This window comes from Enterococcus sp. DIV0183 (genome assembly GCF_050541505.1).
GTDB lineage: Bacteria > Bacillota > Bacilli > Lactobacillales > Enterococcaceae > Enterococcus > Enterococcus faecalis.
Genome location: NZ_CP172932.1, coordinates 633,486 through 659,000, shown reverse-complemented (window position 1 = coordinate 659,000; position 25,515 = coordinate 633,486). Strand labels below are relative to the sequence as shown.

Below are 25,515 nucleotides of genomic sequence, written 5' to 3'. Positions count from 1 at the left end.
TCATGTCCCAGTCTTGTGTGATTTTTTCTTCTTAGTTATTATAAAATTCTTGGCGTTGTTTAAAACGATTCAAAGCTAACTGAATCAGTTCCTCAATTAAATCACTGTATTTCAAGCCCATATTTTCCCATAGTAAAGGATACATACTAAAGTCAGTAAAACCAGGCATGGTGTTCAATTCATTCAGGAATAATTCGTTTTTGCTTGTTAAGAAGAAATCACAGCGACTTAAGCCACTTCCATCTAACATAATATACGCTTTTTTAGCGTATTCTTGCGCTTGATGAGCTACTTCTTCTGGAACATGTGCTGGGATTTGCATTTCAATCGTGTTATTGATGTATTTTGCATCATAATCATAGAAAGCGACATCTTTCACCACTTCACCAGGTAAAGTCGTACGGACATCTTCATTTCCTAAAATGGCTACTTCAATTTCACGTGCTTCAATCCCTTGTTCAACAATTGCTCGGGCATCATAACGGAAAGCTTCTTCCAATGCTTCTTGCAATTCTTCACGATTTTCCGCTTTGCTAATTCCGACACTAGAACCCATATTGGCAGGTTTAACAAAGACCGGATAGATTAAAGAACCTTCACATTTCTCAAAGACTTCTTTTGGATTTCCTTTCCAGTCACTTCTTAAAACTGGCACGAATGGTACTTGTGGAATGCCAACAGTTTGTAAAAGATATTTCGTCATGATTTTGTCCATTGCGTTAGCACTAGCTAAGACACCTGCGCCCACATAAGGCATATTAATGGTTTCCATGAATCCTTGAATTGTTCCATCTTCACCATTTGGCCCATGTAAAACAGGGAAAACAATCGCTTCTTCTTCATAAATTTCCGAAGGACTGATTCGTTTTCCTGAAAATTCGCCTGTTTCTTCAGGTGTTTGTGCCCAAGTTAAATGTAAAACTTCTTTATTTTGTGGTCGTTCAGATAAGAGAGGGCCTTTTACCCATTGACCGTCTTTACTAATAAAGACTAACTGTACTTGATAATATTTATAATAGATTGCATTTAAAACGGAATATGCAGACAAAACAGACACATCGTGCTCTTCACTTCTGCCGCCATACAACAAAATAATCTTCAAATGCTTGTCCTCCTAGTTTCTTTCCTGTCTTTTAGAAAAAATTATTTTTCAAATTATCCTTACTTATTTTAGCATAAAACCCAGTTTCATAATAGAAGCAAATTTAGTGAAGGAAAACTTCTTTGCTTGCCTTTTCCTTGCTAAAGACTCCGTTCCACCAGCTCAATAAGGGCTTGTTTAAACGTTGTTCTATCTTTGTCTGTAAAAGGTTTAGGTCCTTTCGTTCGGCCACCTTTTCGCCGAATTTGGCCACTAAAATAGCGTTGTTCTAACAAGCCATCAATATTTTCTTTCGTATATTGATAACCCAGTTGATGTAAAACCGACACTCCTTTTGGCAAAACCAAGGAAGCTAAGCCATAATCTTGTGTAATTAAAAGATCCCCTTTTTTTATTAACTGCACAATTTTAAAATCAGCAGCATCCGCTCCTTTATCAACATACACAAAAGAGACATTTTCTGGATAATCTTTTAAGGAATAATGATCTACACTAGTAACAATCACCACATCCAAAGCTTTCTCTACAGCGACTTCAATAACCGTCTCTTTCACAGGTGAACCATCGCCATCGACAAAAATTTTCATTCATTTCCCTCGCTTCTTCCTTGCTCTAACCATTTGGGATGACGTTGAAAATAGTGTTGTAATTCGTCAAAAACGACTTCTTTAACCACTTCATATAACTCTGTATTTCTTAAAATGGTTTTCGTTGCATCAGTGTAGCGGGGCTTTGGTATCGTAATGGCTAAAACAAAATCAAATTCTGCTAAAAAACTATCTGCTGTCACAGATAATGAGTAATGTTGCTCCTCTAAAAATTGATTGAAGGCGGCCACTACGCCATCAAGAAAGCCCTCATAGTGGGTTCCACCAAGACTGGGATAATGCCCATTAACAAATGTTTTTTGCACTTGCGGCGCATGATTTTTACTTAAAATAAATTGAACAAGGGCCAATTCTGTTTGCTTGGCTTGAATAATCGGTGTAGCTTTTCTAGTTAATGGGTTATCTTTTTCAAATAAATAATTACTTAAACCTTTAGGGTAATAACAAAGATTTTTTTGTTCCTCTTCTTGTGTTAAGAGAATCTTTAAGCCTGGATTCAACATAGCAATCTGTTGACATTGTTGTAAAACACGCATATAAGAAAGTGATTCTGTACCAAAAATTTGCGTATCTGGCCAAAACAAGACTTCAATTCGTTCCTGGGTTTCTTCAATAGGTAATAATAATCGTTTTTTCAATTGCCCTTGATGGTAAATAAAAATAGTTCGCTGTTTTTCTTGATCGATACTGATCCCTACTTGTTTTGAGAAGGCTTGTAAAACAGATAAATACAGAAAAGGTGGTTCTAAATCGACTTGCTTTTGTTCAAAAACAAGCGGTCGTGTGGAAGATACCTGAAAAGAGATTTGTTGACGCGATAACTGTATAGCAATTTTCCCTTGATTCTTTTCAATGAAAAACTCTAATAAACCGTTAATTGTCTGAACAAGTAAATTCTCTAAGCCGACTAAGCCAGTCGTTCCAATGAACGCTTCTGGTCGTTTTTGAATCCGTTCAATAAATTCATCATTTTCTAAAACTGTTAAAAGATGTGCAACACTCATCCTGCTGCCTCCTTTGCAATCTGTTTCTTTTAATTATAATGAAAAAAAGACCAGAAGAAAAGCCACACACGACTTTTCTTCTGGTTTTCTTCTTTAACGAATTAAATCAATATTCGGATGCTCAAGAACGTGATTCACTTGTTTGACCGTTGTCAAAGGAATATCTCCTTGAATCGTATGTGCAAGGACCCCATTGACTGTGGCAAAGGTAACTGCCTTTTCTAACGACCAATTTTGGCTATAGCCATATAAAATCCCCGCCGCATAAGCATCACCAGCACCAATTCGATCAAGATTAAGAAGCGGTCTTTTTTCACTCTGTTGGTACTCATTTTGGGTATATAAATACCCACTTAAGTAGTTTTGATTTTGGGAATGACTTCTCGTTGTCCCAGCAAACCATTCCAAATTGTATTGAGACATGAAACGCTGAATCAGTTCAGTTTCTTGTGCCTCACCTTCTAAATCTTCTCGCGGAATGAAACCTAATAGCTCGACCAAATCACGACGACTGCCAAAAACAATATCACAATAAGGTAAAATGCGTTCGTACTGTTGACGCATAAAGAGTGCGCTATTTGCTGTATTCAAACTAGGTCGATAATTAAAGTCAAAACAAACTTTCTTTTGACAGGCATGCGCCTTTTGCGCAAGTATCAAAGCAGCATCACGAGTTTTTTCAGTTAAACTTAACGAAATACCACAAATATGCACCATATCTACTTCCGCTAAAAAGGCCTCAAAATCGTAGTCCTTCGCCTCGCTGATGCCAAAAGCACTCTGATGGCGATTTTGATAAGTTACTTGTGTGGGTCGGATTCCATAACCCATTTCTGCAAAAAAACTACCAATATGATCGCCCTTTTCTCCTACCCATTGATCTGAAATTCCTAACTTCCTTAGCGCTGCTTTGCCAGCTTCACCAAGACGATTGGCAGGTAATTTCGTAATCAATGCTGTTTCTAGTTGAAAATGAGCCAAATTTGCTAAGAGATTTACGCCAGTCCCTACAAAGTTCATTCTTAACTGCTCTGTTTGTTCTAACATTAGATACTCTGGCGGAGTGAAACGAAGCATGACTTCACCAAACGCAGCAATTTTCATCTTTGCCACCTACTTATTCAATGTGTTTTTCATCATGGTTAGTAACGTTTTCACATCTTCTGTTCTAGTGTCCCCTGTTTCTTGATCGATAATTGAGCTGTAGACATGAGGAATGATTTTTTTAACGCCGGCATCCACCGCAATTTGAACAATTTCTTCAAAGTTTTCTAAATCAATGCCTCCTGTTGGCTCTAAATAAAAGTCATACTTGGCACAAGCTGCTGCTACTGCTTGGTATTCTTCTTTGTGAGCCAAGCCTTTCATCGGGAAATATTTAATGGAACTGCCCCCCATGTCTTTCAACAATTTGATGGCGGTTTCGATAGGCACTTCCGCCGCTGGCGCACCAGAGCTTAACGGACCTGTCGCAATGTTGACATAGCCAACTTTGCCTGTGGGTGAAACCAAGCCATTAATCACTGTTTCGTCTTGACGAAGTAAGGCCCGCGAAGCGCCGACACCTGTGAAGACTTGGTTCACGTGTTGCGGTTGTAGAACTTCTGATAAGCGAGCCACCATTTGACTTTGATTAGGATCGCCAGCCCCTAAGCCGACAGATAAAGCGTTGTTGGTTGCTGCTTGGTATTTTTTCATATCGTCAATGGCTGCTTCATCGGTTTCATAGTTTTTTGAAAGGACGCCTAACACAACATGCCCTTCTGCTGCTTCATAACAGGCTTGGGCATTTTCTACTGAATTGGCTAAGACGTTTAAACAAATGCGTTCTTCTAAATAATTAGGTTTTAATGACATGGCTTATTTCTCCTTTGTGTCCATAATTTCTTGTAATCGTTGCACGATTTTGTTCATTTCTTCCTGATTGACAGAACGAATGTCAAATTCAATGATGCCATTGTTGGCTTGATATTCACGCGTATAAATGGCTGGACTTTCTGCTTTTAACGCTTGGATGACTTCCTTGGCGGTTTTTCTGCCGTCCACTTTGACACTGGCGCGATAAATGTCTCGTCCGGCGCCATCTTGGACGATTTTAGCGGTTAAATCTGACAGGTTGTTGATGGCTTCAACAAACGGTTTTAAGCGTTCTTGCATCGAAGCCCCTGATTCACTGCCATGCGCCAAGTATTCTTCCACTGCTTGCGTAAAGCCTAGGATATTGTCTTTGCCAATTTTCATTGCTCGACCAATGCCTTTGCCTTGTAGGCGCACCCAGTCAATGTATTCTTTTTTCCCGACCACTAAACCGGCACTTGGCCCTTCGATGGCTTTGGCGCCGCTGTAAATCACCAAATCAGCGCCTGCTTCAGTGTATTTGAAAAGATCTTCTTCTGCTGCCGCGTCAACAATTAGCGGCACCTTGTGGCGTTGCGCCACTTTGGCCGCTTCGGCCACCGTCAGCATACTTTTTTGCACGGTATGATGGCTTTTGATGTATAGAATGGCCGCTGTTTTTTCGGAAATCATCATTTCCACGTGTTCTGGACTGCACATGTTGGCGTAGCCAGCTTCCACCACTTGGCCGCCGCCTTGCGCTACCATGACTTCTACAGGCGTACCGTAGTCCACGTTGTGCCCTTTAGGTAAAATAATCTCTCGCTGTTCGATTTTTTCTGTATAGGGATGATACGCGTGGTACAAGCTGCCTTTTCCAATCAAGGCAGCCACCGATTGGGCAATCCCCGCCGAAGCCGAGGAAACGATTTGGGCATCTTCTACCTTCAACAAGTTAGCTAAAAAGGCCCCTGTTTGCACACTAAGTTCACTCATTTCAAAGAAATGTTCGCCGCCGAATCGTTGAGCCGCGAGGACTGCCTCCGAAACTTTGGAGACACCTAGAATGGTCATTTTGCCAGAAGCATTAATGACTTCTTTTAAGTGGAATTTTTCGTAACTAATTGTCATAGATTTGTCCTCCAATAATTGTTTTGATTGGGCGAATTTGCTCTTTGGCTACTCGTGTCAATCCATTAGAATCAGTCAATGTTTTTTCTTCTGCTTGAATCGTGAAAATCGTTAAATCAGCATCTTTACCTATTTCCAACGTGCCTTTTTGCGTTAAATGGAAATTCTCAGCAGGAGCCTTGGTTACCTTTTCAATAATTTCTGGCCAATCATAGCCGACCACACGGAGTTTTTCCATCGTTGTGGCTAAATCATAAACAGGACCATTTTCTCGGTTACGGATGTAGATATCTGTGCTAATTGATGCAGCTTTCATTCCCTCGCGCAACGCTGTTTCAGCTACGTGAAAATTGAAACTATCCGTACCATGCCCGATATCAAATACGACTCCTTTGTTGTACGCTTGCCAAGCGAAATCTTTTATTTTATCCGTTGCTTGGTCTAAGATGCCATTTTCTTTCCCATTAAAACAATGGGTTAGGACATCCCCTTTTTCCATCAAGGCTAAAATTTCATCTAAATGAGGCGGTGCTGATCCAATGTGAACCATTAAGGGAATTTCTTGGTTCTCTTGCTGAATCTGTTTGGCCAATTCTAAAGGCGTAATGCCGTTATCGCCAATAACGGTCCTACTCATACGGGCTTTAATCCCTACAACAAAATCTGGTAATTCTTGAATCGCTTTTTTGACTAAACTCGCTTGTACTTTACTTAAATCTGCGAGTTCGTCCTGAGCAACGATGCCCCATTTAGAAATATTGACTAATCCAAAAACATTTGTTTTTGCTTGCTGCGCTAAGTCATAAAATTCATGAATGTTTTCAGCACCTGTTGTCCCAGCATCAATCACTGTCGTAACACCCTTTTTGACCCCAATTTCATCTGGATAATCATAATAAAGAGCCATTTTTTCAAAACAATGAACGTGATCATCTATCCAGCCTGCGGATACATAAGTACCTGGTTCTAAGTGGATAGTTTCTTTTGCAGAACCTGAAATAGTTGCTGCAACAGCAGCTATTTTTTTCTCTTTAATTGCAATTTCAACAGGCATACCATCTACTGTCTGTCCATTTTTTATAAGTAAATCGTAGTCCATATTCTTCCCTACTTTTCTATAAATCTAAATTTTGTCCAAGGCTTAATGAATTCTAATAATACAAGTTCTTCTTCTATAATACGCCCTACTCGGTTTTTGCGTGAGTCTTGATGTGGTTCTAAAACGACTTGTAATTCATTTTTGTATTTTCCAAATGCATCATTTCCCACAACAACATCTCCAGGTTGTAGCATTGCTTGATTATCATGTGGGGGATTAGCTTCATTTTTATATTTTTTACGCACTTCTGTGGAACGAATCATCTGCTGAGTGATATCTCCACGGCGAAAATGTTGATTTTTTGTTACGATTTCTTTTTCAATTTCAGAAGTCGCTTCTTCAAAAACAATGGTCAATTCTGTTTGATAACGATTCAACTGACCCAATGCTTCTAATTCTTCGTTGGAAGCATAAGCATTTCCAATAACAACATCATCAATTAAATTTGTTGCAAATAAATGTTTAGCTTGAACAGTGACTGGCAACTGTCTATGCATTTCTAAAGTAGGTAGCCCATCATTCACATCCCAAGGACCAATTTCACCTACCTGTGATGAAATAAAAGCAGCTGTCCGAATACCTTCCTTTTTAAAACGGATGCTACATTTTTCAAAGAAATCATACGGCAATGCAGTTCCCGCTTGTGGATAAAAGTTATGACAACCATATAAGAAAGGTCGATTCGCTTCATACGTCAAAATGTTATCAAGATAAGCGACATCATTACTCATATTCAACTCAATAGCCACGCCGAATGGATTAAACGTCAACATGGCTTCTTTATTTCCATCAAACCCTGTATCCAACCGAATCCCATCAGCTCCTAATTCGCTGAAAAAAGTCAAATCATCATATGAAATTTCCAATTCATCAAAGATACTTGGAACGACATCTAAAATTGTTTCAAATCCTAAATTTTTCGCATAACTAATTAATTCTTTAAATTTTTTCTGAACCGCTTCTTTGCCATCGGTCACTTCTAACATACTCATAAAAATTCGAGTAAACCCACATTCGCTGGCTTTTTTTAAATACGCTTTATCTTGATTGATATCACTATGATCTGGATAAACTGATACACCTAATGCTCTTTTCATCTTCGTTCTCACACTCCGCTATTTTCAAATTTATTTCGAAATTTCCAAGCAATCACCGAGCTACACAGGATTGTTGTAGAGCCAACGAGCAATACTGGTTGATTTAGAAATCCGCCAATTATCATGGAAAGAGTAATACAAACTGCCGTAAAAACCAACGTCTTTACCAAACCAAATTGATAAACAACAGTAGGCAACTGCCCTTTTTCTATAATAATTTGACTAACGATAAAAAAGAAAATGAACCAAATAATCATCTTATACGCTCCTGACTTTCTTCTCTGACTTAGAAGGGGCAGGATATTCATATCAGAACACCCGCCCTAACATTTTTTAATTTTTTGCTGCTTGTTCAGCTGCTAATTCTTCTGCTTCTTTATCCAATTGTTGTTTTTCATAAACTTTGAAAAATGGATAGTAGATAGCCATTGTAATTAAGAAGTTAACAATCACTAATACTGCGGCCGAGAAACTCCAATTGGTACTCATCCAAGCAGCAATTGGTGCTGGAATTGCAAACGCTAAGCGTGCAGCCATCATCGGAATTATATTAGCGACTGTTAAGAAATAAGATAACGTTGTGGTAATTAACGGTGCCACGATAAACGGAATACCTAAAATAGGATTCATTACGATCGGCGTTCCGAAAATAACTGGTTCATTAATATTAAACAAGCCTGGTAAGAACGATAAACGGCCAAGACTTTTCAGATACGTTGATTTAGAAAACATCATTAAAACAACTAAAGAAAGCGTAGTTCCAGCGCCACCAATCCAGATAAACCATTGTAAAAACTGTTCTGTAAAAATATTAGGTAACTGATGAACGTTTGCACCATTGGTAAAAGCTTCAAGGTTTTCTGCAATCGACATATCCCAGAAAGGACGAATAACTGGGCCCATAATCGCTGGACCATGAATCCCTAAAACCCAGAAGAAACAGATTAAGAAGACTGTTAGTAAGCCGCCAAATAAACTGTTACCAGCAAGGATACCTTTAAGTGGCATTAATAACGTACTCAAGAAACCATTCAAATCAAAACCAATTACGTGGCGAATAACCCAGAATAATAAAAGAATAACTGCTCCTGGAATTAACGCAATAAATGAATTTGACACTTCAGGCGGTACGCCATCTGGCATCTTAATCATAATATCTTTTTCAATAAAGAAGCGATAAATTTCAACAGATAACAGCGCTGTTACAATCGCACCAAATAAAGAAGCTGAACCTAAATTTGCTAAATTAATATAGCGCCCTGCTGTAATGACGTTGTCAACATCTTCAAAGACACGTGTTGGTGGTGCCGCTGTTACTAAAAAGGCCATTAATGCTAAAATTCCACACGTCAAAGAGTCAAGCTTATAACTTTTGGCCAATGATGAAGCAATCCCAAATGTTGCATAAAGTGCAAGTAATCCCATCGTATAGCGGGAAGGAATATCTAAAATCGCTTGATAGGGTTCAATCAATTTTGTGTATGCCTCAATTGGAATATTTTGAAAAATTGTAAAGAATGAGCCCACAATTGTTAAAGGCATCGTTGCAATTAATCCTTTTCTAATCGCTGTCATATGGCGTTGCGAACCAAATTTATTCGCAATCGGCATTAACTTAACTTCCATCCACTGTACAAAACCATTCATTTGTTAATTCCTCCGTTCAACTAATAAAAATAATAATTATTTCGCATTTATAATAACATAGTAACATTATAATGTAAACGCTTATTCTTATTCATGACAGAGAAAGTGCAAAACAAAAGGCTTTTTCTTATTATAAAGAAACCGGGAATATTGCACCAAAAATCATTGCGCCTAAAATTGCGCCCCCAGCGATTGGTTTTTTCCAAATGTAAAAACCTAAAGCTCCTAATGTAGCACCAATCCCAATAGGAATCGAAGCACCCGCCGCACTCAAAATAATTAACGGGCCTAAGAAACGTCCTGAGGCATTACCAGCCCCCATCATCACATCCGCACCAAAAGTGGAATTTCCTTGATTGATAGTAAATTTCCGAATCAACACAATTACGCCGCCAACTGCTAACCCTAGTAGCGCACCTGTTAAAAGGGCTAAGCCAAAGTTTTCTACAGGCGCTTTAATTCCCATGCTGAGGAAAATTGCAGGTACGCCAATCCCAATCCCCGTTAAAATTGAGCCACCTAAATCTAAAATCCCGACTAAAGAACCTTCTAAAATTCGTGCAAACAGGAAACTTGCACCAAATGCTGCGGCAGCGCCATAAGAACCACCATCTAAACCAGCTTTTAGCATCGCAACAATTGAAACTTCATTAAAGGCGCCTACACCATAAACTACATACATATGTGTTCCTGCAAAAATTGCCGCTGACATAATCCCGACTAAAATGGGAAAGCCCCAATCAGCATACCAAAAACTTTTGCCTTTTAAACCTTCTTGAATTTCTTGTTCTTGTTGTGCCCATTCATTTTTTTCTTGCTGTTCCATCTATGAGACCTCCTTTTTTCTATTTAACGGTGAAGACATTGTGTAAATTATTTAACCATTGAGGAATAGACAAGCGGAAACTTTCGATCATTTCTAAGTCGAACCCTCGGAAGAAGCCACTTAAAATAAATAATAAGATAATGGCACCAAGCATGCCGCGTGTCATTCGGGTCCACCCTAAATCATCGACACCTTTACCGATTAAAATCCCTAATACAACTCCTGGGACAGCATTGCCCATGACTAATTGAGATAATCCGCCAAATAATGTTCCCCAGAAACCCGTCCGTTTTCCTGCATCTAAAGCCGCTAGCCAGAATAAAACAGGCATCACAGTATTGATTAAAATCGTTGCTGCAGGTACCAACACCGCAACTGCTGTTACTTGTAGCGATTCTGGAATTGCTGCAGCTGTACTATTTAAGAAAGCCACAGTCGCCATTCCTACAAAGGCCCCGACAATCCCCATTTTTTTGGGATTATGCATCGTTTTAGTGACATCTTTATCCTTTACCAATAAAATTGCTGCAGCCCAGTTAGGCACAATCCGGTGGGTCACATCTTGTGTAAAGGCCCCTGCTCCGACGGCCGAAGCCCAAGCATTAAAGAAAAAACCTAAACCAAAAGAAAAGTGTGATGCCGGATCTCCTTGTGCCGCGTTCATTTCTCCTAATGTTCTAAATGCCCCTAACCCTTGCGTTTGTGGTGCATGAAACATCCGAGCAGCGCCTGCGCCAGCTGCAAAACCTAGTAAACCACCAATAAGCAATGACTTCAGCAAAATGATTACAAATTCCATTCCTTCTTCCTCCCTTTATACGCCTCTTTTTGAAAGAAACGGAACTACTACTGCGTTCGGTTCTTTAATTGTTTCCGTTAAAAAATCAACTTCTTCGACTGCAATGGCTTGGATTTCCACTTCTACAGCTAGTTCGACATGATAAATCACTCTCTTTCTAGGAAAGAAGAAGAACAGAAATTTTTCTGTATAAACTTGTTCTTTTGCCTGACGAATAGTTACTTCTTTCGGTTCAATCCGGATGAGGACCTCTGTTGTTTCTTTTAATACTTTTTTTGAAACATCATTCAATGCACTTGCAAAAGCTTCATTCTTCTTATTACCTTTTCCAGAAACAATCACGGTTTGTGTTGACCGTTTTGTGGCATCCATAATTACCGCTCCTTTCTAAGTTACTACTTTCTATGCTCCGTGTTTCTTAATAAATGCTTCAGTTACTCGTTTACCAAGTTCTTCCTGATCCATAAAACCAAATCCAAGAACAGTTTTCCCATCGTTAATTGCTGTTACCCCTTCTTCGATTGATCGCATGCCATGTCTTTCGGGATACCCGTATTTAGTAGCAGCCGTTAACGCTCCTGCACCACCACTGCCACAGAAAGAAATGCCTAAATCTGCCTTTTCTTGTTGCATCACATCTCCTAAACGCATATCAGCGCCCATTCCTGGAACAACAACCGCGCGACCACCGGCTTGCTCCACTCCTTTTGCAACATTTTGTCCTTTTCCTAAACGATCTGCGATAACTACTGTAATCATAACTTTTCCTCCTATTAATTGTTTTGTTTAGCAACTTCAAAATGAACAGCTAAAACATACCACTCATCTTCTGATAACTGACCAATTGCTTCTGTTGTTTCTTGTGCAATTTTCAACGTTTCTGGTGTTAGTTCCGTAAATAACGTCCGATCAACACCAGCTAATGTCGTTCCTTCTCTTGAACGATTCAGCATCTCATTGAGATGGTTGATCAAAATCGTCCACTGTAATTCCGTTGGTTCAATTTGTGCTTCTGCTAATCGCGCACTGGTTTGTTTGATAATCGATTGTAGCTTTTCTGGTTCAGCACTTTGTCGAATGATCTCCTGTGCTTCCATTGCTAGTTCCATCCTCTTCCTCCTTTGGTTGTTCTAAATAATTAAGTAATGCTGAAATTTCAGCATGATTGACAGGTAACTCATTTTTAGCAAATAAACATTCAATTTGCCGAATTTCTTCTTGCCTTTCATGAGATACTTCTCTATTACAAGGAATCTCTTCGTATTGTTTATTAAACGTAATCCGATGTGTCATTAATAAAACGTGAAGTAAAAAGGCTTCTTGATATTCGCTCAGTAACTTTGTTTGAAACATTCGTTTTAACTCTTCATAAATAATATACGCTTTTACTAATAAATCTTGGCTTTGTATCCGTTCATTTTTTTCAATTACATCAGATTTCGTGGAGCGAGCGGTACCTTTCCCTTGACGTTTCCCTAATAAAATTTTATCGACCTCTTCCCGAATCAAACTTAAGTCTGTGTCCGTCAACAATGGACTAACTTTAATAAATGGGTATGTCATTTCTTCAATTGGGAAAATACTCAATACCAAATCGGGCTTTTCTGCTTGAATCACTTCAGTTGCATTTAAAACAGAAGCAAATCCTGCGAGTTCAACGTTTGGTACTTCCTCTAAAATTTTTTGTTCAATTAAACTGGTCACACCTAAGCCCGTCGAGCAAACATACACAATCCTAACAACTTTAGCTTCCTGCTGTTGTCGTTCCTGAGCTGCCAAAAAATGCAACGCAATATATGCGCAGAAAGAATCGTTGACTAACAAAACAGAACGTTGAATTAATTGTTTACAGGCACTTTGAATAGCTAAAAACAACGCTGGGTGTTTTCCTTTGATTTCTTCAGAAAACGGATTGTATTCATTAATAAATAAATGTTTCTTTGTAAAACGTAAGGACAGGTGTGCAAACAAGTTCGTAAATAATTGGCGATCATTTACAAAAGGATAATTCAGCTCTTTTGAAACGCTTTCAATCACTTGCTTTGTTAATTGAACCATATCTTGCCGTTGATGGGTTCCGAATAAATCACTATAAATATAAAAATATTCATCCGCTAATAAAGGCAAGTCATACCGTTCAAACACCTCTTGTAAAAGTAAAAGTGGTACTTCGTTCCGTTGTTCAAAGCGTGTTTTTTGTGATAACACTCGGTAAGTCCCAATTGTATGTGCCATCTGCATACGTGCTGCGGCAATTGCCACTCTCAACGTAATAGATAATATTTCGGCATAATCAAATTGATTTTGATCGAGTGGATTAATTAAATTTCGCATTTTTTTCAATGCACTACGATAACAACCTTGAAACAATGTCCCTGACCCAAATTTAATTTTAGGGATTTTTTCAGCCCCTTTTGTCTTTGTCACATAGTTCATAATTTGGTAAATATCGTATTCTGTAAGTTCTTTTTGAGTGATAAATTCCATCAGTAAGCGTACATTGCTTTCTTCACCACTGATTGTAAACCCTTGCCGCGCTTGGCGAATTAAGGTTAAATCATATGCTTGCAGCAACCGTTCGACCTGTTCCAAATCACTGACAATTGTGTTTCGACTCACTAATAATTCATCTGCTAGCTGCTGTGCCGTTAAGTACCCTTTGACTGACAATAACTGAAAAATCAATACATTGACTCGTCTTTTTTGATCAGGATAGGTTTCAAATCGATCGACATCGATAATTTCATTTTTTAACAGTAAGCGTTTAGAGTCAGGTAAATCTAGCCAGATTCCCTTATTTCGTTTTGAATAAAGTGTCTCATCGTGCTGTTCAAACCAAGCACGAATATCTTCTAAATCATACTTAATTGTTCGAACGCTGACAGTAAAGTTCTCAGCTAATTCTTGCGTGGTAATACTCCCTTCCAAATCCAAAAGCATCAATAAAATATTTATCGCTCTTTTGGACAACAACACGGTCATGCCTTGTCACCTCTTTTCTTTTCCCTTTACACTTAAAACTATAGCGTTATTTTATCTGTTCCACAACACAAAAAAGTTGCACTTATAAAAGTGCAACACTTCTCTTTTCATACAAAAAAAATCCCTTAACAGTAGTAACTGTTAAGGGATACCACACTATTTATTTGCATAAATAGACAGAAACCTTCTCCACAAAAGTATTCTGTCCGACACGTTACAAATCCGGTAACTGATAGCCGTACTATCTGGTGTCGTTGTGTTTGACAATCACTAGCCGTCAAAACGGAATAGCCGAAGCTATCTGATTGAGTCAACTCGTCGCATAAGACACACTTTAACACAGAATAGTTTGGATAGCAAGTGATGGTAATTATTCGTTATCAAACCATTCTTGATAAAAACTTTCAACAATTTTAACGGTTGCTATCGTTAATTCCTTCGTCATTACGGGGCTAGTTAACTTTTTGTCTTGTAAACATTGATTCACATGATTGATTTCATAGGTAAATTCACTAGTGAATTGTTCAGACCATTTGACAGTGTTGCCTTGAGCATCTGTATAATAAGCACAATCTGTTTTCCAGAAATTAGGAATAACGATTTGCCCTTTTGTACCACAAATGGTCATTTCACTAGGTATCTTTAAACCAACATTAATAAAAATATTGCCCAGCGTCCCTTCAGCAAATTTCAAAGCTAAATTACATTGACTATCCGTCGCCCCTTGCTGATACGTTGCGGTTCCCGTAACCACTTGAATCTCTTTCCCTAATACGTATTGTAAGTATTGTAATGGATAACTTCCTGAGCCATGAAGCGCTCCACCACCCGCTTCTCTCGAGTAAAACCAGGGAATATGATCCACATTGGGATAGGCAGTAACTGACTGAACCCATAAAATCTCTCCCAATCCCCCTTCTTGAATCGTTGCCTTTACTTTTTGGGTAATTGGTAAAAAGACAGACTTCTGAGCTTCCATTAGAAAAACCCCTTGCTCCTGTGCGATTGCGAAGAGTTCTTCTGCTTCAGCAGCATTTAATGTAAATGGTTTTTCCAGTAGGACGGGTTTTCCTTGTGATAACGCAAGCTTAGCTGCTGAGTAATGTCCTTGATTGTAGGTGGGAATATAAATAATATCAATTGTTTCATCCTTACATAACTCTTCATAACTGCCATAAGCCACCGGAATCGCTAATTCTTTAGCCATTTTTTGAGCATTCTCTAAACGCCTTGATGCAATCCCGCGCACTTCAGCTTGCGCGCTTTCTCGAAGCCCTGCTACAAATCTTGGGACAATTTGGGCAGTACTCATAATTCCATAACGAATTTTATCCATGTGATCGCCTCCTCTTTCACTATACGAGAAAAACGAATATTTGGAAACCATTTCAACAAAAAAAGAAACCGTTTCCCCAAAACGATTTCTTTATATGTAAATTAACGGATACCAACGCTAACTTTTAAAGCTTGATTGACCTGTTCCATCTCTTCACGAGAAAGTTGACAAACCTTGTGTAGCATTCGTTCTTTATCCAATGTTCGAATTTGTTCTAACAAAATAAGTGATGGCGTCCTGCACTCGTTATGGGGAATTTCGATAAGGACTTGCGTTGGTTGCAGCCGCTTGCTTACGTTACGGGTAATCGGTGCAACAATCAACGTTGGACTAAATAAGTTACCTTTGTTATTTTGAATAATCAGGACAGGTCGAATCCCACCTTGTTCAGAACCAACAACTGGTGAGAGATTCGCATAAAAAACCTCACCTCTTTTTATCATTCAGATTCCCTTCCCTCCTTTTCCTTTAAAAAATTATAGCATATTGTTTCTTGCAATATTTTCAACTTTTTAGCTATCCCTTAAAATATTTGATAAAACCACCCTTTAAAAGTCAAAAAAAAGCTTAAACAGTCGACTCTGATATAGAGACGGCTATTTAAGCTGACTATTACATTTTTGTTAAAATACTATCCACTTTTGTATTAATTAAATCAATAGCGACGTGGTTTTCGCCACCTTCTGGCACAATGATATCTGCATAACGTTTCGTAGGTTCAATAAATTGGTGATACATGGGCTTGACGACTGTCAAATATTGTTCAATCACAGAATCCAACGTACGGCCACGTTCTTCCATATCACGCTTGATTCGACGAATAATACGGATGTCATCATCTGTATCCACATACACTTTAATATCCATTAAATCCCTTAAGCGGCGATCTTCTAAAATTAAAATCCCTTCAAGAATAATTACTTCTTTCGGTTCTTGTATCACCGTTTCTGTACTTCTTGTATGCGCAACGTAGTCATAAACTGGCTTTTCAATGGCTTGATAATTTAACAGTTGTTCAACATGTTGAATCAATAAATCTGTATCAAACGCAAAAGGATGATCATAATTGGTATTTAAACGTTCTTCAAAACTCAAATGGCTCTGATCTTTATAATAAGAATCCTGTTCTAACATCATAATTGAATGATCGGGAAAATTATTAAAAATCGCACGGCTAACACTGGTTTTTCCGCTTCCTGATCCGCCAGTAACACCAATGATAATTGGCTGACTATCTTTCATGTATAAACCTCTTTCTTTTCAAAAACTTCATTGTCTTTTACTATTATAATGAAAACTCTGAAGAATGCCAGACCTTTTCCAAGACTTTTCATGTGATTTTTATCTTCTTATGAAAAATCTGCCCACACTTCTTTCAATTACAGTATACTTATCAATAAAAGGAGAATCCTACCTATGATTAAAAAAGTCAAAAAAGAAGCACTTACAACTGCGCATTACGCTCTTCTTTATGAGGCAGATCCCTCAAAAAAAATGGTGGAAGATTACATTACCCGCGGCATTTGCTTTGACTATCAGACTGAAGAACTTCAAGGAATTTTAGTCCTGTTGCCGACTCACCCACGGACATTGGAAATCGTAAACATCGCTGTCTCAGAAGAAAGCCGAGGGCGGGGCATCGGACAAGAGTTATTACATTTTGCCATTGATTTTGCCAAAAAAGAAAAGTATGATTACTTGGAGATTGGGACTGGGAGCACAGGCTTTCAACAGCTATATCTCTACCAAAAAGTCGGTTTTCGAATGACACATATTGAACCAGATTTTTTTATCCATCATTATGATGAGCCCATTATGGAAAACGGCTTGCCTTTAAAAGATATGGTTCGCTTACGGTTACATTTAAGTTAAAAAACAACATTTCCTGTACAGGAAATGTTGTTTTTTAATGCCCAAGAATTGGTAACAACTCATCTAGCTGTTGAATCGTATAATTGGGTTGAATGGTTGGTGTTGCTGGAGCGGAGGTCGGATTGAGCCAAACAGTTTGAATTTTCGCTTGTTGGCCTCCTTGAATATCTGAATGCAAAGAATCGCCAATAATCATTGTTTTTTCTCTACTAAAATTAGGAATCCGTTCAAAAACAAAATCAAAATACTCTTTCATCGGTTTTTGATAACCCACTTCTTCTGAAACAAAAATATCTTTAAAATAAGGCATTAATTTCGAATCTTCCAACCGACGATACTGTGTTTTTGCCACTCCGTTTGTCACAATATATAAATCATAATGGGGTGCTAATTTTTCCAAGATACGTTGACTATTGCCAAGCAAGTCATGTCCTTGACTTAAATATTCTCGGTAGTTTTCTCCCATTCTAACGCTATCAACTTCTCGATTAAACGCGTCAAACAATAAACCAAACCGTGTATCAAGGAGAACATCTTTTGTTATTTTTCCTTCTTCAAATGAACGCCATAATCCTTGATTAATTCGGTGGTATGTTGACTCGACTTCAGATGTAAATGGTACATTTTCTTCTTCAAATAAGGCATGGAGCGCCTTCTTTTCAGCCAATTTAAAATCTAACAATGTATCATCAACATCAAAAAGCAATGTTTTCATTTCCGTTCCTCTTCTCTTTTCAAATTACTCGGTAACGCTTTGCTTGTTTGTTGTTTTTCAATAAAAAAATAAGGCAATAGCAATTGTAACTCTTCTCTTGTTAATGAACGATAAGCACCTAAAGGTAATTGCGGATCTAGCCGCAACGGCCCCATAGTTTGACGTTTTAAAGCAGTCACTTTTTTCCCCACAGATAAAAACATTTTTTTCACTTGGTGAAATTTTCCTTCTTGAATAGTCAGGAAAACATGACTCTCCGTTTCAGTCGCTGCAAGAACAGTTATTTTTGCTGGCTTACATTGAATGCCTCCTTGCAAAACAATCCCATCTTTAAATTTAGCACAATCTTCTGCAGAGACCAAACCATTGACTTTCACTTCATAACATTTCGCTACTTCTTTATTTGGCCGAATTAATTGATACCCTAATTGTCCATTATCTGTTAATAGAAGTAACCCTTCCGTATCGCCATCGAGTCTGCCCACTGGATAAAGACCAGGGCGTCTGTCTTGTGGCGCAATCAAATCAATAACTGTTTTTTTAGATGCATCTGAGACAGCGCTAACCACACCTTTTGGCTTATTCAACATATAGTACACATGGGTCTTATGCGAAATTAATTGTCCTTTTACTTTAATCATTTGTAATTGCGCATCGACATTTTGGCTTTCATTTAAAGTCACGATGCCATCCACAGTGACCTGCTTGCCTTTGATTAATCGTTTCACCGTTTTGCGTGATCCAAACTGAAGTTCTTCTAGTAATTTATCTAATCGCATTGTTCAGCTCCATTCTGGTATAAGTATAGTGGAATCCGTTAAAGATGAAAAGTGGAAAAAGGTAATTCCTTGACGTATAAAAATATAAGTGTTACGGTTAATAAGTAAAGTAAATAAAGGTTTCTCAAAAACAGCGTAATGACCTGGGAGAGAACAACGATAACAATGAACCATTCCCATGAGTGTTGCCTGGCAATATTTGTGGGGATTTTTTGATTATTGTTAGCATTTTTCTAGACAAGAACAACTGAAAAAAGAGTTTCTTTTTTCCATTATGTTTTGTTTCTGAGTTTAACCAAATCACTCATTATTTCAAGGAGGAATTAGGTTATGTCAGTACAATTAGAAGTTAAAGAAAGAGCTATCCGTCCACGTTCACTAAGAAATCAGCTACGTCACGAAGGGAAAGTACCTGCCATTGTTTACGGTTACCAAATTGAAAGTACACCAATCTATTTTGAAGAAAAAGACTTATCAAAAATTTTACGCGAACATGGTGCTAACACCGTTATTAAAATGACAGTTGATGGCAAAAACATCAACACATTAATGTCGAAAGCGCAATTAGATACCTTTACTGGTCAAATGCTTCATGTTGAATTCTTATCTGTAAATATGAAAGAAACAACAGAAGTCGAAGCAGAAGTTCAATTAATTGGTGAATCTGCAGGTGTGAAAGCTGGGGGTACCTTAGCTCAAAACTTGTACACTGTTTTAGTGGCAGCCACACCAGATAAATTGCCAGAATCAATTGAAGTAGATATTACAAACTTAGAAATTGGTGATGCTCTTACAATCGCTGATTTACCTGAACACAAAGACTATGAAATTTTAACTGATCCAGAAGAACAACTAGTTGCTATTGTTGAAGCACAAACTGCTCCTGAAGAAGAAGAAGGAACAGCTGCTGAAACGACTGAACCAGAATTAGCCGAATAAAGAGTACACTTTTGTTCAGCTGATTCTCTTAAGTTTTAGAAATGGGATGTACGTTGAAACAACGTACGTCCCATTTTCTTTTTACTGCATGTCTTGATTTCTTCACATAAATGATGACACCTGCAAAGCTAGGAAGCTACAGAGGAATATTAAATTTTTGCTAATCTACGCAATATTTTCAAACGAAACAATTTCTTTTTTTAAAATTTGCAGTATACTAAAAGTAAGTAAACAAAAAGGAGGTCATCCATATGTTTGAACGTTTTGATAGTGACCGTAGCCGCTATGCTTCATTAGGTGTTGTTTCTAGCTTACCTAGTGGCTTAATTGATAGTATTTGGTTGATTATTGACTTAAATCTAAAAGGGGTTATCCCTTTAAACGACTTACTTCACTTTGATTTGTTGAACAATAATGGCAAAGTGACTGTCCATTTTTCTCAAGAAAATAGTTCAGTAGAAATGGCAATCGACTTACCATTTAGTTATTCTACGGCATATCCGTCGCGAATTTTTGCTTTTGATGATGGCCATCGTGAAACGATTTTATTACCTGCAGAAATGTTAGAATCTTAAATAATTTCAACAAACAAAAATACCACCGAATGAAACACTCGGTGGTATTTTTTAATTTTAAAATTTTACGCCTTGCGGTTTACAATAAAAGAGTAAAGTGCGATACAGATAATCGCTCCTAGCAACGCTGAGATAATTGGAAACCCGCCGATGACTGGTCCTAAAGAAGGCAACAAGAGTGATGCTACCCAACTTCCTAAAAAGCCCACGATAATATTTCCAATAATGCCACCTGGAACATCTTTTCCTAAAATTGCGCCAGCAATTGCGCCAATAATTCCTCCGACAATTAATGCCCATAGAAAGCTAAACATTTGAAAAACCTACCTTTCATAGTTGATTTTTTTAGTTAATTTTCCTACTTTAAGGATAAAACAGAAAGCAGACTTTTTCAAAAGATAGGACTTTTCAGAAGTCAATTTATTCTTCTACATAAGCTAAACGATAGGATACTGTGCGACCAAAAGAAAATACTTGCAAACCTTGTAAGCGATCTGATTTCAAGTAACCAATGGCTCCTTGGAATAAGGGTAAAACACCGGCATCTTTTTCAATTAATGTTTTTTCTAAACTTAGTAATTCATTCCAGCGTTTTTCAGGTTCATTGGCGTAATCTTTTCTAACTTTTTGGAGACCCGCATCATACGCTGAATCGTTATAACCAGAAGTATTTAAGCCACTTTTCGAGTCATAAAATTCTAAAAAATTAATGGGATCAGCATAGTCAGGTGTCCATGTTCCAAAGGCTAAATCGTAATTACCTGCTGTTTGTAAATCCAAACGATTTTGCAAAGGCAATGATTTTAATTTGATTGTTAAACCTGGTAAATTTTGTTGCAATTGCCCTTGAACAAATTCAATGGTTTTCTTGGCAATCGCTGAGTCCGCTGAGATTAGTTCCAATTCAATTTTATCTTTGCCCAACTCTTCTTTCGCTTTGGTCCAGTTAGCTTGGGCTTCTTTAATATTATATGGCAATAAATCACCATTTTCTTTACGGAAATCTTCACCTGTGTCTGGATTTTTTGCAAAATTAGCTGGTACAAAACCATTTAAAGCTGTCGAGCCATCTCCTAAAATTTCTTTTGCAAAAGTTTCTTTATCAATCGCTTGTAAAAAAGCTTTTCGAACATGTTCGTTGCCGGTGATTTCACGGCGATGATTAGGGCTTAAATAACCTACCATGGCTTTAGGTACAAAATGTGCTTGTTTTGACTCTTTATACTGAAGTGCATAAGTATCTGCTAAAACAGTGTAATCTAAGTCGCCATTATCAAAAAGATTGGCTCCTGTGCCAATTTCTTTCACTACTTGAACATCAATTTCATTCAATTTTACGTGTTCTTTATCCCAATAATGATTATTCTTCTTCAATTTCCAAGTTTCGGAATTGCCATCCCAACCTGAAATTACAAACGGCCCATTGCCAACAAAATTATCTGCAGAAGTCCCATAGGCAGTACCTTTTTCTTTGGCAAAGGCTTCATTTTTAGGCATAAAAGGTGTTCCAACTAAGACTTGGGCTAAATAAGGAATTGGATTTTCCAATGTTAGTTCTAGTGTCTGGTCATCGATTGCTTTGACACCAAATTCTTCCATCGTGGCTTGTCCTTCCCGCACCGCACGCCCATTTTTAAAAATATCCATTTGATTACTGCTACTTGAACCATATGCTGGATCGACCACGTTTCTAAACGCAACTACAAAATCCCCTGCTTTAACTGGATCCCCGTTTGTCCATTTCGCTTCTCGTAACTTGAATGTATAGACTAACCCGTCTTCACTAACTTGTGGCTCTGCTTTCGCCATAGCTAGCTCAGGATCTCCGTTTTTATCTTGTCGATACAAGCCTTCAACTACTTGACCAATCATATCGGAACTATAGACATCTGTATAATGAGCGCTGTCTAATGTCGAGAGTTCACCACCAGATGCGACGTTAATTTTCTGTGTAGCTGGTTCGTTTGAGGTCGTTTTCGAACCGCCACTTCCACATGCTGCTAAAACCAAGCCCAGTGCAACAAGTCCGATTAACCACTTTTTCTGTTTCATACCAAAACTCCTCCTTCTGTTCAAACAACTTACCTACATTTTACATGATTTTCCATACATTTGTCCTTTTTCAGCACTTACTTTTTGAAAGAAAAATATTTTTTTAAGAATAAGAGTTGACAGATATTTTTTCTGGTGGTACAGTATTGAAAAACAGAGAACAGAAGAGTAACTGTTTCCTTTAGTGAAGAGAGTCTTTGGTTGGTGGAAAAAGACGTAAAGAAACAGCGAACCACATCTGGGAGTTGACTTTTTGAACCCTTAGTAGGAAAGTCCGGGACCACTCGTTAACAGGCGAAGTTATGAACTTCATAAGGTTCGTGTTGCGAAACACGAATAAACTAAGGTGGAACCACGATAATTGATTATTCGTCCTTTGGCTAGTCAGCCAAAGGACTTTTTTGTTTTTTAGATGCGCTTTTCAACCTGAGAGAGTGCCTCAACTCCTCAAGTCTGTTGTCCTCTTTTCCATATGCTTAATGGTATAAGCTAGAAAAGCAACAGGTTTTCTGTTCCGTTCGAACAATTTCATACTTACAATCAAGGCTTAGGACATAGTAATTTAGCTCTTCCTTTACAGAGACTTTTTCATTGGCTGAAAGAAAAAGATGGATTCTTCTTTACTCACCCCTAAAAGATGTTTTTCTGAATCCTTTAGTAAGAAAAACCGGTGACTCTATCGTTAACAGAGAGTAGTTGTCAACGCAACTACATAAGGCTTATCTTGTGAAAGATAAGTAAATTGAGGTGGCACCACGAATGCGATTCGTCCTCTTGGCTCACAGCCAAGAGGTTTTTTTGTTTTTTTAATAAAAATTGTTGGAGGAAAAAATGATGGATTATATTTTAGAAATTTTACCTGCTTTAGTTAGCGGAGCTGGCATGACACTGAAAGTCTTTTTCTTTACGCTCCTTGGCTCGATTCCACTGGGGATCATCATTGCCTTTATTTTACAAAGTTCGTTTAAACCTTTACGTTACTTAATTAACCTCTACATTTGGTTAATGCGCGGCACTCCGCTATTGTTACAATTAATTTTTGTTTTTTACGGCTTACCATTAATTGGTATTGTCTTTGAACGTTATGATGCGGCCTTATTCGCATTTATTTTAAATTATGCTGCGTACTTTGCTGAAATTTTCCGCGGGGGGATTCAAGCAATTCCACAAGGTCAATATGAAGCTGCTAAGGTTTTACGTTTAACACGTTTTCAAACAGTCACGCGGATTATTTTGCCACAAGTTGTTAAAATCGTGCTGCCTTCCGTAGGAAATGAAATTATCAATTTGGTCAAGGATACTTCTCTTATTTATGTACTTGGCTTAGGCGATCTTTTACGTGCTGGTAAAATTGCGATGAGCCGCGATGTTACATTAGTACCATTAGCTTTAGTGGGAGTGATTTATTTACTCTTTACGGCAATTTTGACTGTTGCTTCTAAGAAAATTGAAAAATTCTATCAATATTATAAATAGGAGGACTCTACCATGTTAACTATTAAAAATTTAACCAAACATTTTGACAACCGGACTATTATTGATCACTTAAATTTAGAAATTCCAGATGGTAAAATTTTAACGATTGTTGGTCCTTCAGGCGGCGGAAAAACCACTTTACTTCGTTGTTTGGCTGGTTTAGAAACCATTGATTCTGGTGAGCTTTTGTTGGATGGTGTTCCTTTCAATCCTGCTGAAATGGACAATGCCGATCAAGTGGTTGGGGTCGTTTTCCAGGATTTCCAACTTTTCCCTCACTTATCAGTTTTAGAAAACATTACCTTAGCACCTACATTAGTACTAAAAGAAGAAAAAGCAAAAAGTCAGCAAGAAGCTTTAGAATTACTGGAAAAATTGGGCTTGGCTGGTAAAGAAAAACTCTATCCGTACCAACTTTCCGGTGGACAAAAACAACGAGTTGCACTTGCTCGTGCCTTAGCAATGAAGCCAAAAGTTCTTGGGTACGATGAACCAACGAGCGCGCTAGATCCAGCTTTACGCCAACAAGTGGAAGAAGTTATTTTAGATTTACGGAAACAAGGCATGACACAGATTGTCGTGACCCACGATATGGCTTTCGCTGAAAAAATTGCAGACAATCTTTTGACGGTTGCCCCCGTCAAATAGAAAGGAGTTTATGATGAAAAAGAAATATTCTTTAGCCTTGCTGGTTATCTGTTGTAGTTTACTCCTATTTGCAGGTTGTGGTAAAAGAAAAAGCAACGAAGATCAATGGACACGGATTAACGAAGAAAAACGGATTATTATTGGCTTAGATGACTCCTTTGTGCCCATGGGTTTTCAAGATAAAGCAGGCAAAATTGTCGGCTTTGATGTCGACTTAGCCAAAGCGGTTTTTAAACTTTATGGCATTTCCGTTGACTTCCAACCGATTGATTGGTCTATGAAAGAAACAGAATTACAAAATCAAACCATTGATCTTATTTGGAACGGCTACACTAAAACGAGCGAACGGGCCGGAAAAGTTCAATTCACACAACCATACATGACGAACGACCAAGTACTTGTTTCTTTAAAAGAAAAAAACATTGCAACAGCGAGCGACATGCAAGGCAAAATTTTAGGGGTTCAAAACGGCTCTTCTGGCTATGATGGCTTCGAAAGTCAGCCTGACGTTTTGAAAAAATTTGTTAAAGACCAAACGCCTATTTTATATGACGGCTTTAATGAAGCTTTCTTAGATTTAAAATCTGGCCGAATTGATGGGCTCCTAATTGATCGCGTCTACGCCAACTACTATCTTTCCCACGAAGATAATTTAAAAAACTATACTATTTCTCATGTCGGCTATGACAATGAAGATTTTGCTGTGGGCGTCCGCAAATCAGACAATCAATTAGTCCAAAAAATCAATACTGCCTTTGAAACGTTACGAAAAGATGGCACCCTTAGTAAAATTTCTCAAAAATGGTTTGGAGAGGACGTTACAAATAACACAAAAATAAACTAAATAACGAATAAAAAGGTGTACTGCTGACTTAGTACACCTTTTTATTTGAATCAAATTCTTAGCAAATTCTAACTTATGAAGAACTTTTATTTTTGCTACACTAGTAAAAGTCGAGAGAATTTGTCCTTTTCTGCCTAGAACAATCATT

The 25,515-nt window shown here is 38.0% G+C and carries 29 protein-coding genes and 2 other annotated features; of the genes, 6 read left to right on the top strand and 23 right to left on the bottom strand.

Annotated features, from left to right (window positions below):
• Positions 1-31: 31 nt before the first annotated feature.
• From IGK72_RS03360 to udk, 19 genes are all read right to left on the bottom strand, one after another.
• Positions 32-1,102 (bottom strand): D-alanine--D-alanine ligase, encoded by a 1,071-nt coding sequence (locus IGK72_RS03360; protein ID WP_002355721.1) that lies wholly within the window; start codon positions 1,100-1,102, stop codon positions 32-34.
• Between the two features lie 140 nt (positions 1,103-1,242).
• A complete protein-coding gene (locus tag IGK72_RS03355) occupies positions 1,243-1,689 on the bottom strand; it encodes a YaiI/YqxD family protein (RefSeq protein WP_010775653.1) in 447 nt (148 codons plus the stop codon).
• Complete coding sequence (locus IGK72_RS03350) at positions 1,686-2,714, bottom strand: hypothetical protein (protein ID WP_023895573.1); 1,029 nt, start codon at positions 2,712-2,714, stop codon at positions 1,686-1,688. Before IGK72_RS03350 ends, IGK72_RS03355 begins: the two co-directional genes overlap by 4 nt.
• Positions 2,715-2,807: 93 nt before the next feature.
• Entirely contained in the window at positions 2,808-3,818 is a 1,011-nt protein-coding gene (locus IGK72_RS03345) for a sugar kinase (protein ID WP_002415894.1), read from the bottom strand.
• 9 nt (positions 3,819-3,827) lie between these two features.
• Entirely contained in the window at positions 3,828-4,571 is a 744-nt protein-coding gene (gene dagF, locus IGK72_RS03340; protein WP_002361094.1) for a 2-dehydro-3-deoxy-phosphogluconate aldolase, read from the bottom strand.
• Positions 4,572-4,574: 3 nt separating this feature from the next.
• On the bottom strand, positions 4,575-5,681 hold the full coding sequence (locus IGK72_RS03335) for a DgaE family pyridoxal phosphate-dependent ammonia lyase (RefSeq protein WP_104880581.1): 1,107 nt from the start codon (positions 5,679-5,681) through the stop codon (positions 4,575-4,577).
• Complete coding sequence (locus tag IGK72_RS03330; RefSeq protein WP_002381282.1) at positions 5,671-6,780, bottom strand: amidohydrolase/deacetylase family metallohydrolase; 1,110 nt, start codon at positions 6,778-6,780, stop codon at positions 5,671-5,673. The genes IGK72_RS03335 and IGK72_RS03330 overlap by 11 nt, the downstream gene beginning before the upstream one ends.
• A gap of 8 nt (positions 6,781-6,788) precedes the next feature.
• Entirely contained in the window at positions 6,789-7,877 is a 1,089-nt protein-coding gene (locus IGK72_RS03325; RefSeq protein ID WP_002355714.1) for a DUF871 domain-containing protein, read from the bottom strand.
• Positions 7,878-7,885: 8 nt separating this feature from the next.
• On the bottom strand, positions 7,886-8,185 hold the full coding sequence (locus tag IGK72_RS03320; protein ID WP_002363233.1) for a hypothetical protein: 300 nt from the start codon (positions 8,183-8,185) through the stop codon (positions 7,886-7,888).
• A 25-nt stretch (positions 8,186-8,210) separates the two neighbouring features.
• A complete protein-coding gene (locus tag IGK72_RS03315) occupies positions 8,211-9,524 on the bottom strand; it encodes a PTS sugar transporter subunit IIC (protein ID WP_002358780.1) in 1,314 nt (437 codons plus the stop codon).
• Between the two features lie 130 nt (positions 9,525-9,654).
• Entirely contained in the window at positions 9,655-10,350 is a 696-nt protein-coding gene (locus tag IGK72_RS03310) for a DUF4310 family protein (RefSeq protein WP_002361314.1), read from the bottom strand.
• Positions 10,351-10,369: 19 nt separating this feature from the next.
• On the bottom strand, positions 10,370-11,149 hold the full coding sequence (locus IGK72_RS03305) for a DUF4311 domain-containing protein (protein ID WP_002355709.1): 780 nt from the start codon (positions 11,147-11,149) through the stop codon (positions 10,370-10,372).
• 15 nt (positions 11,150-11,164) lie between these two features.
• Positions 11,165-11,521, bottom strand: coding sequence for a DUF4312 family protein (locus IGK72_RS03300; protein WP_002355708.1), 357 nt, complete (start codon positions 11,519-11,521; stop codon positions 11,165-11,167).
• Positions 11,522-11,551: 30 nt separating this feature from the next.
• Entirely contained in the window at positions 11,552-11,908 is a 357-nt protein-coding gene (locus IGK72_RS03295; RefSeq protein ID WP_002355707.1) for a glycine-rich SFCGS family protein, read from the bottom strand.
• 14 nt (positions 11,909-11,922) lie between these two features.
• The gene (locus tag IGK72_RS03290; RefSeq protein WP_002386165.1) at positions 11,923-12,246 is read right to left on the bottom strand and encodes a PRD domain-containing protein; all 324 of its coding nucleotides are present in this window, start codon (positions 12,244-12,246) and stop codon (positions 11,923-11,925) included.
• Entirely contained in the window at positions 12,212-14,131 is a 1,920-nt protein-coding gene (locus tag IGK72_RS03285; RefSeq protein WP_002388793.1) for a BglG family transcription antiterminator, read from the bottom strand. The genes IGK72_RS03290 and IGK72_RS03285 overlap by 35 nt, the downstream gene beginning before the upstream one ends.
• A gap of 370 nt (positions 14,132-14,501) precedes the next feature.
• Positions 14,502-15,467, bottom strand: coding sequence for a Gfo/Idh/MocA family protein (locus IGK72_RS03280; protein ID WP_002361311.1), 966 nt, complete (start codon positions 15,465-15,467; stop codon positions 14,502-14,504).
• Positions 15,468-15,568: 101 nt separating this feature from the next.
• Positions 15,569-15,910, bottom strand: coding sequence for a type II toxin-antitoxin system PemK/MazF family toxin (locus IGK72_RS03275; protein WP_002355703.1), 342 nt, complete (start codon positions 15,908-15,910; stop codon positions 15,569-15,571).
• Between the two features lie 169 nt (positions 15,911-16,079).
• Positions 16,080-16,709 carry a uridine kinase gene (gene udk, locus IGK72_RS03270; protein ID WP_002355702.1) on the bottom strand — a complete coding sequence of 210 codons (630 nt, stop codon included), beginning with the start codon at positions 16,707-16,709 and terminating at the stop codon, positions 16,080-16,082.
• Positions 16,710-16,883: 174 nt separating this feature from the next.
• On the opposite strand from udk, the gene IGK72_RS03265 reads away from it, so the two are divergent.
• Positions 16,884-17,339 (top strand): GNAT family N-acetyltransferase, encoded by a 456-nt coding sequence (locus IGK72_RS03265; protein WP_002355701.1) that lies wholly within the window; start codon positions 16,884-16,886, stop codon positions 17,337-17,339.
• Positions 17,340-17,373: 34 nt separating this feature from the next.
• On the opposite strand, the gene IGK72_RS03260 is transcribed toward IGK72_RS03265, so the two are convergent.
• Entirely contained in the window at positions 17,374-18,054 is a 681-nt protein-coding gene (locus IGK72_RS03260) for a YjjG family noncanonical pyrimidine nucleotidase (RefSeq protein WP_002378056.1), read from the bottom strand.
• Entirely contained in the window at positions 18,051-18,833 is a 783-nt protein-coding gene (locus IGK72_RS03255; RefSeq protein WP_002361308.1) for a pseudouridine synthase, read from the bottom strand. Before IGK72_RS03255 ends, IGK72_RS03260 begins: the two co-directional genes overlap by 4 nt.
• A gap of 330 nt (positions 18,834-19,163) precedes the next feature.
• Between IGK72_RS03255 and IGK72_RS03250 the strand changes: the two genes are divergently transcribed.
• Both IGK72_RS03250 and IGK72_RS03245 read left to right on the top strand, forming a co-directional pair.
• The gene (locus IGK72_RS03250; protein ID WP_002358773.1) at positions 19,164-19,772 is read left to right on the top strand and encodes a 50S ribosomal protein L25/general stress protein Ctc; all 609 of its coding nucleotides are present in this window, start codon (positions 19,164-19,166) and stop codon (positions 19,770-19,772) included.
• A gap of 251 nt (positions 19,773-20,023) precedes the next feature.
• Positions 20,024-20,347, top strand: a complete 324-nt coding sequence (locus IGK72_RS03245) for a DUF960 domain-containing protein (RefSeq protein WP_002355697.1) — start codon at positions 20,024-20,026, stop codon at positions 20,345-20,347.
• Between the two features lie 65 nt (positions 20,348-20,412).
• Here the strand turns inward: IGK72_RS03245 and IGK72_RS03240 are convergent, their stop codons facing one another.
• The gene (locus IGK72_RS03240) at positions 20,413-20,661 is read right to left on the bottom strand and encodes a GlsB/YeaQ/YmgE family stress response membrane protein (protein WP_023895525.1); all 249 of its coding nucleotides are present in this window, start codon (positions 20,659-20,661) and stop codon (positions 20,413-20,415) included.
• Positions 20,662-20,767: 106 nt separating this feature from the next.
• Positions 20,768-22,399, bottom strand: coding sequence for a peptide ABC transporter substrate-binding protein (locus IGK72_RS03235; RefSeq protein WP_002394211.1), 1,632 nt, complete (start codon positions 22,397-22,399; stop codon positions 20,768-20,770).
• Positions 22,400-22,546: 147 nt separating this feature from the next.
• Positions 22,547-22,779 (top strand) — a binding site (T-box leader).
• Between the two features lie 154 nt (positions 22,780-22,933).
• Positions 22,934-23,176 (top strand) — a binding site (T-box leader).
• Between the two features lie 54 nt (positions 23,177-23,230).
• On the opposite strand from IGK72_RS03235, the gene IGK72_RS03230 reads away from it, so the two are divergent.
• The 3 genes from IGK72_RS03230 to IGK72_RS03220 are packed head-to-tail and all read left to right on the top strand — an operon-like array spanning position 23,231 to position 25,367.
• Positions 23,231-23,875: an amino acid ABC transporter permease gene (locus tag IGK72_RS03230; protein ID WP_002383057.1), complete on the top strand. Its 645-nt coding sequence runs from the start codon at positions 23,231-23,233 to the stop codon at positions 23,873-23,875.
• 12 nt (positions 23,876-23,887) lie between these two features.
• On the top strand, positions 23,888-24,523 hold the full coding sequence (locus tag IGK72_RS03225; RefSeq protein WP_023894726.1) for an amino acid ABC transporter ATP-binding protein: 636 nt from the start codon (positions 23,888-23,890) through the stop codon (positions 24,521-24,523).
• Positions 24,524-24,533: 10 nt separating this feature from the next.
• Positions 24,534-25,367, top strand: a complete 834-nt coding sequence (locus IGK72_RS03220) for an amino acid ABC transporter substrate-binding protein (RefSeq protein WP_430608897.1) — start codon at positions 24,534-24,536, stop codon at positions 25,365-25,367.
• Positions 25,368-25,515: the final 148 nt, after the last annotated feature.

Excerpts from the sequence above, each read along its gene's own strand:
- IGK72_RS03355 (WP_010775653.1), bottom strand. The coding sequence starts at position 1,689 with ATGAAAATTTTTGTCGATGGCGATGGTTCACCTGTGAAAGAGACGGTT.
- IGK72_RS03350 (WP_023895573.1), bottom strand. The coding sequence starts at position 2,714 with ATGAGTGTTGCACATCTTTTAACAGTTTTAGAAAATGATGAATTTATT.
- IGK72_RS03345 (WP_002415894.1), bottom strand. The coding sequence starts at position 3,818 with ATGAAAATTGCTGCGTTTGGTGAAGTCATGCTTCGTTTCACTCCGCCA.
- dagF (WP_002361094.1), bottom strand. The coding sequence starts at position 4,571 with ATGTCATTAAAACCTAATTATTTAGAAGAACGCATTTGTTTAAACGTC.
- IGK72_RS03335 (WP_104880581.1), bottom strand. The coding sequence starts at position 5,681 with ATGACAATTAGTTACGAAAAATTCCACTTAAAAGAAGTCATTAATGCT.
- IGK72_RS03330 (WP_002381282.1), bottom strand. The coding sequence starts at position 6,780 with ATGGACTACGATTTACTTATAAAAAATGGACAGACAGTAGATGGTATG.
- IGK72_RS03325 (WP_002355714.1), bottom strand. The coding sequence starts at position 7,877 with ATGAAAAGAGCATTAGGTGTATCAGTTTATCCAGATCATAGTGATATC.
- IGK72_RS03320 (WP_002363233.1), bottom strand. The coding sequence starts at position 8,185 with ATGAATATCCTGCCCCTTCTAAGTCAGAGAAGAAAGTCAGGAGCGTAT.
- IGK72_RS03315 (WP_002358780.1), bottom strand. The coding sequence starts at position 9,524 with ATGAATGGTTTTGTACAGTGGATGGAAGTTAAGTTAATGCCGATTGCG.
- IGK72_RS03310 (WP_002361314.1), bottom strand. The coding sequence starts at position 10,350 with ATGGAACAGCAAGAAAAAAATGAATGGGCACAACAAGAACAAGAAATT.
- IGK72_RS03305 (WP_002355709.1), bottom strand. The coding sequence starts at position 11,149 with ATGGAATTTGTAATCATTTTGCTGAAGTCATTGCTTATTGGTGGTTTA.
- IGK72_RS03300 (WP_002355708.1), bottom strand. The coding sequence starts at position 11,521 with ATGGATGCCACAAAACGGTCAACACAAACCGTGATTGTTTCTGGAAAA.
- IGK72_RS03295 (WP_002355707.1), bottom strand. The coding sequence starts at position 11,908 with ATGATTACAGTAGTTATCGCAGATCGTTTAGGAAAAGGACAAAATGTT.
- IGK72_RS03290 (WP_002386165.1), bottom strand. The coding sequence starts at position 12,246 with ATGGAAGCACAGGAGATCATTCGACAAAGTGCTGAACCAGAAAAGCTA.
- IGK72_RS03285 (WP_002388793.1), bottom strand. The coding sequence starts at position 14,131 with ATGACCGTGTTGTTGTCCAAAAGAGCGATAAATATTTTATTGATGCTT.
- IGK72_RS03280 (WP_002361311.1), bottom strand. The coding sequence starts at position 15,467 with ATGGATAAAATTCGTTATGGAATTATGAGTACTGCCCAAATTGTCCCA.
- IGK72_RS03275 (WP_002355703.1), bottom strand. The coding sequence starts at position 15,910 with ATGATAAAAAGAGGTGAGGTTTTTTATGCGAATCTCTCACCAGTTGTT.
- udk (WP_002355702.1), bottom strand. The coding sequence starts at position 16,709 with ATGAAAGATAGTCAGCCAATTATCATTGGTGTTACTGGCGGATCAGGA.
- IGK72_RS03265 (WP_002355701.1), top strand. The coding sequence starts at position 16,884 with ATGATTAAAAAAGTCAAAAAAGAAGCACTTACAACTGCGCATTACGCT.
- IGK72_RS03260 (WP_002378056.1), bottom strand. The coding sequence starts at position 18,054 with ATGAAAACATTGCTTTTTGATGTTGATGATACATTGTTAGATTTTAAA.
- IGK72_RS03255 (WP_002361308.1), bottom strand. The coding sequence starts at position 18,833 with ATGCGATTAGATAAATTACTAGAAGAACTTCAGTTTGGATCACGCAAA.
- IGK72_RS03250 (WP_002358773.1), top strand. The coding sequence starts at position 19,164 with ATGTCAGTACAATTAGAAGTTAAAGAAAGAGCTATCCGTCCACGTTCA.
- IGK72_RS03245 (WP_002355697.1), top strand. The coding sequence starts at position 20,024 with ATGTTTGAACGTTTTGATAGTGACCGTAGCCGCTATGCTTCATTAGGT.
- IGK72_RS03240 (WP_023895525.1), bottom strand. The coding sequence starts at position 20,661 with ATGTTTAGCTTTCTATGGGCATTAATTGTCGGAGGAATTATTGGCGCA.
- IGK72_RS03235 (WP_002394211.1), bottom strand. The coding sequence starts at position 22,399 with ATGAAACAGAAAAAGTGGTTAATCGGACTTGTTGCACTGGGCTTGGTT.
- IGK72_RS03230 (WP_002383057.1), top strand. The coding sequence starts at position 23,231 with ATGATGGATTATATTTTAGAAATTTTACCTGCTTTAGTTAGCGGAGCT.
- IGK72_RS03225 (WP_023894726.1), top strand. The coding sequence starts at position 23,888 with ATGTTAACTATTAAAAATTTAACCAAACATTTTGACAACCGGACTATT.
- IGK72_RS03220 (WP_430608897.1), top strand. The coding sequence starts at position 24,534 with ATGATGAAAAAGAAATATTCTTTAGCCTTGCTGGTTATCTGTTGTAGT.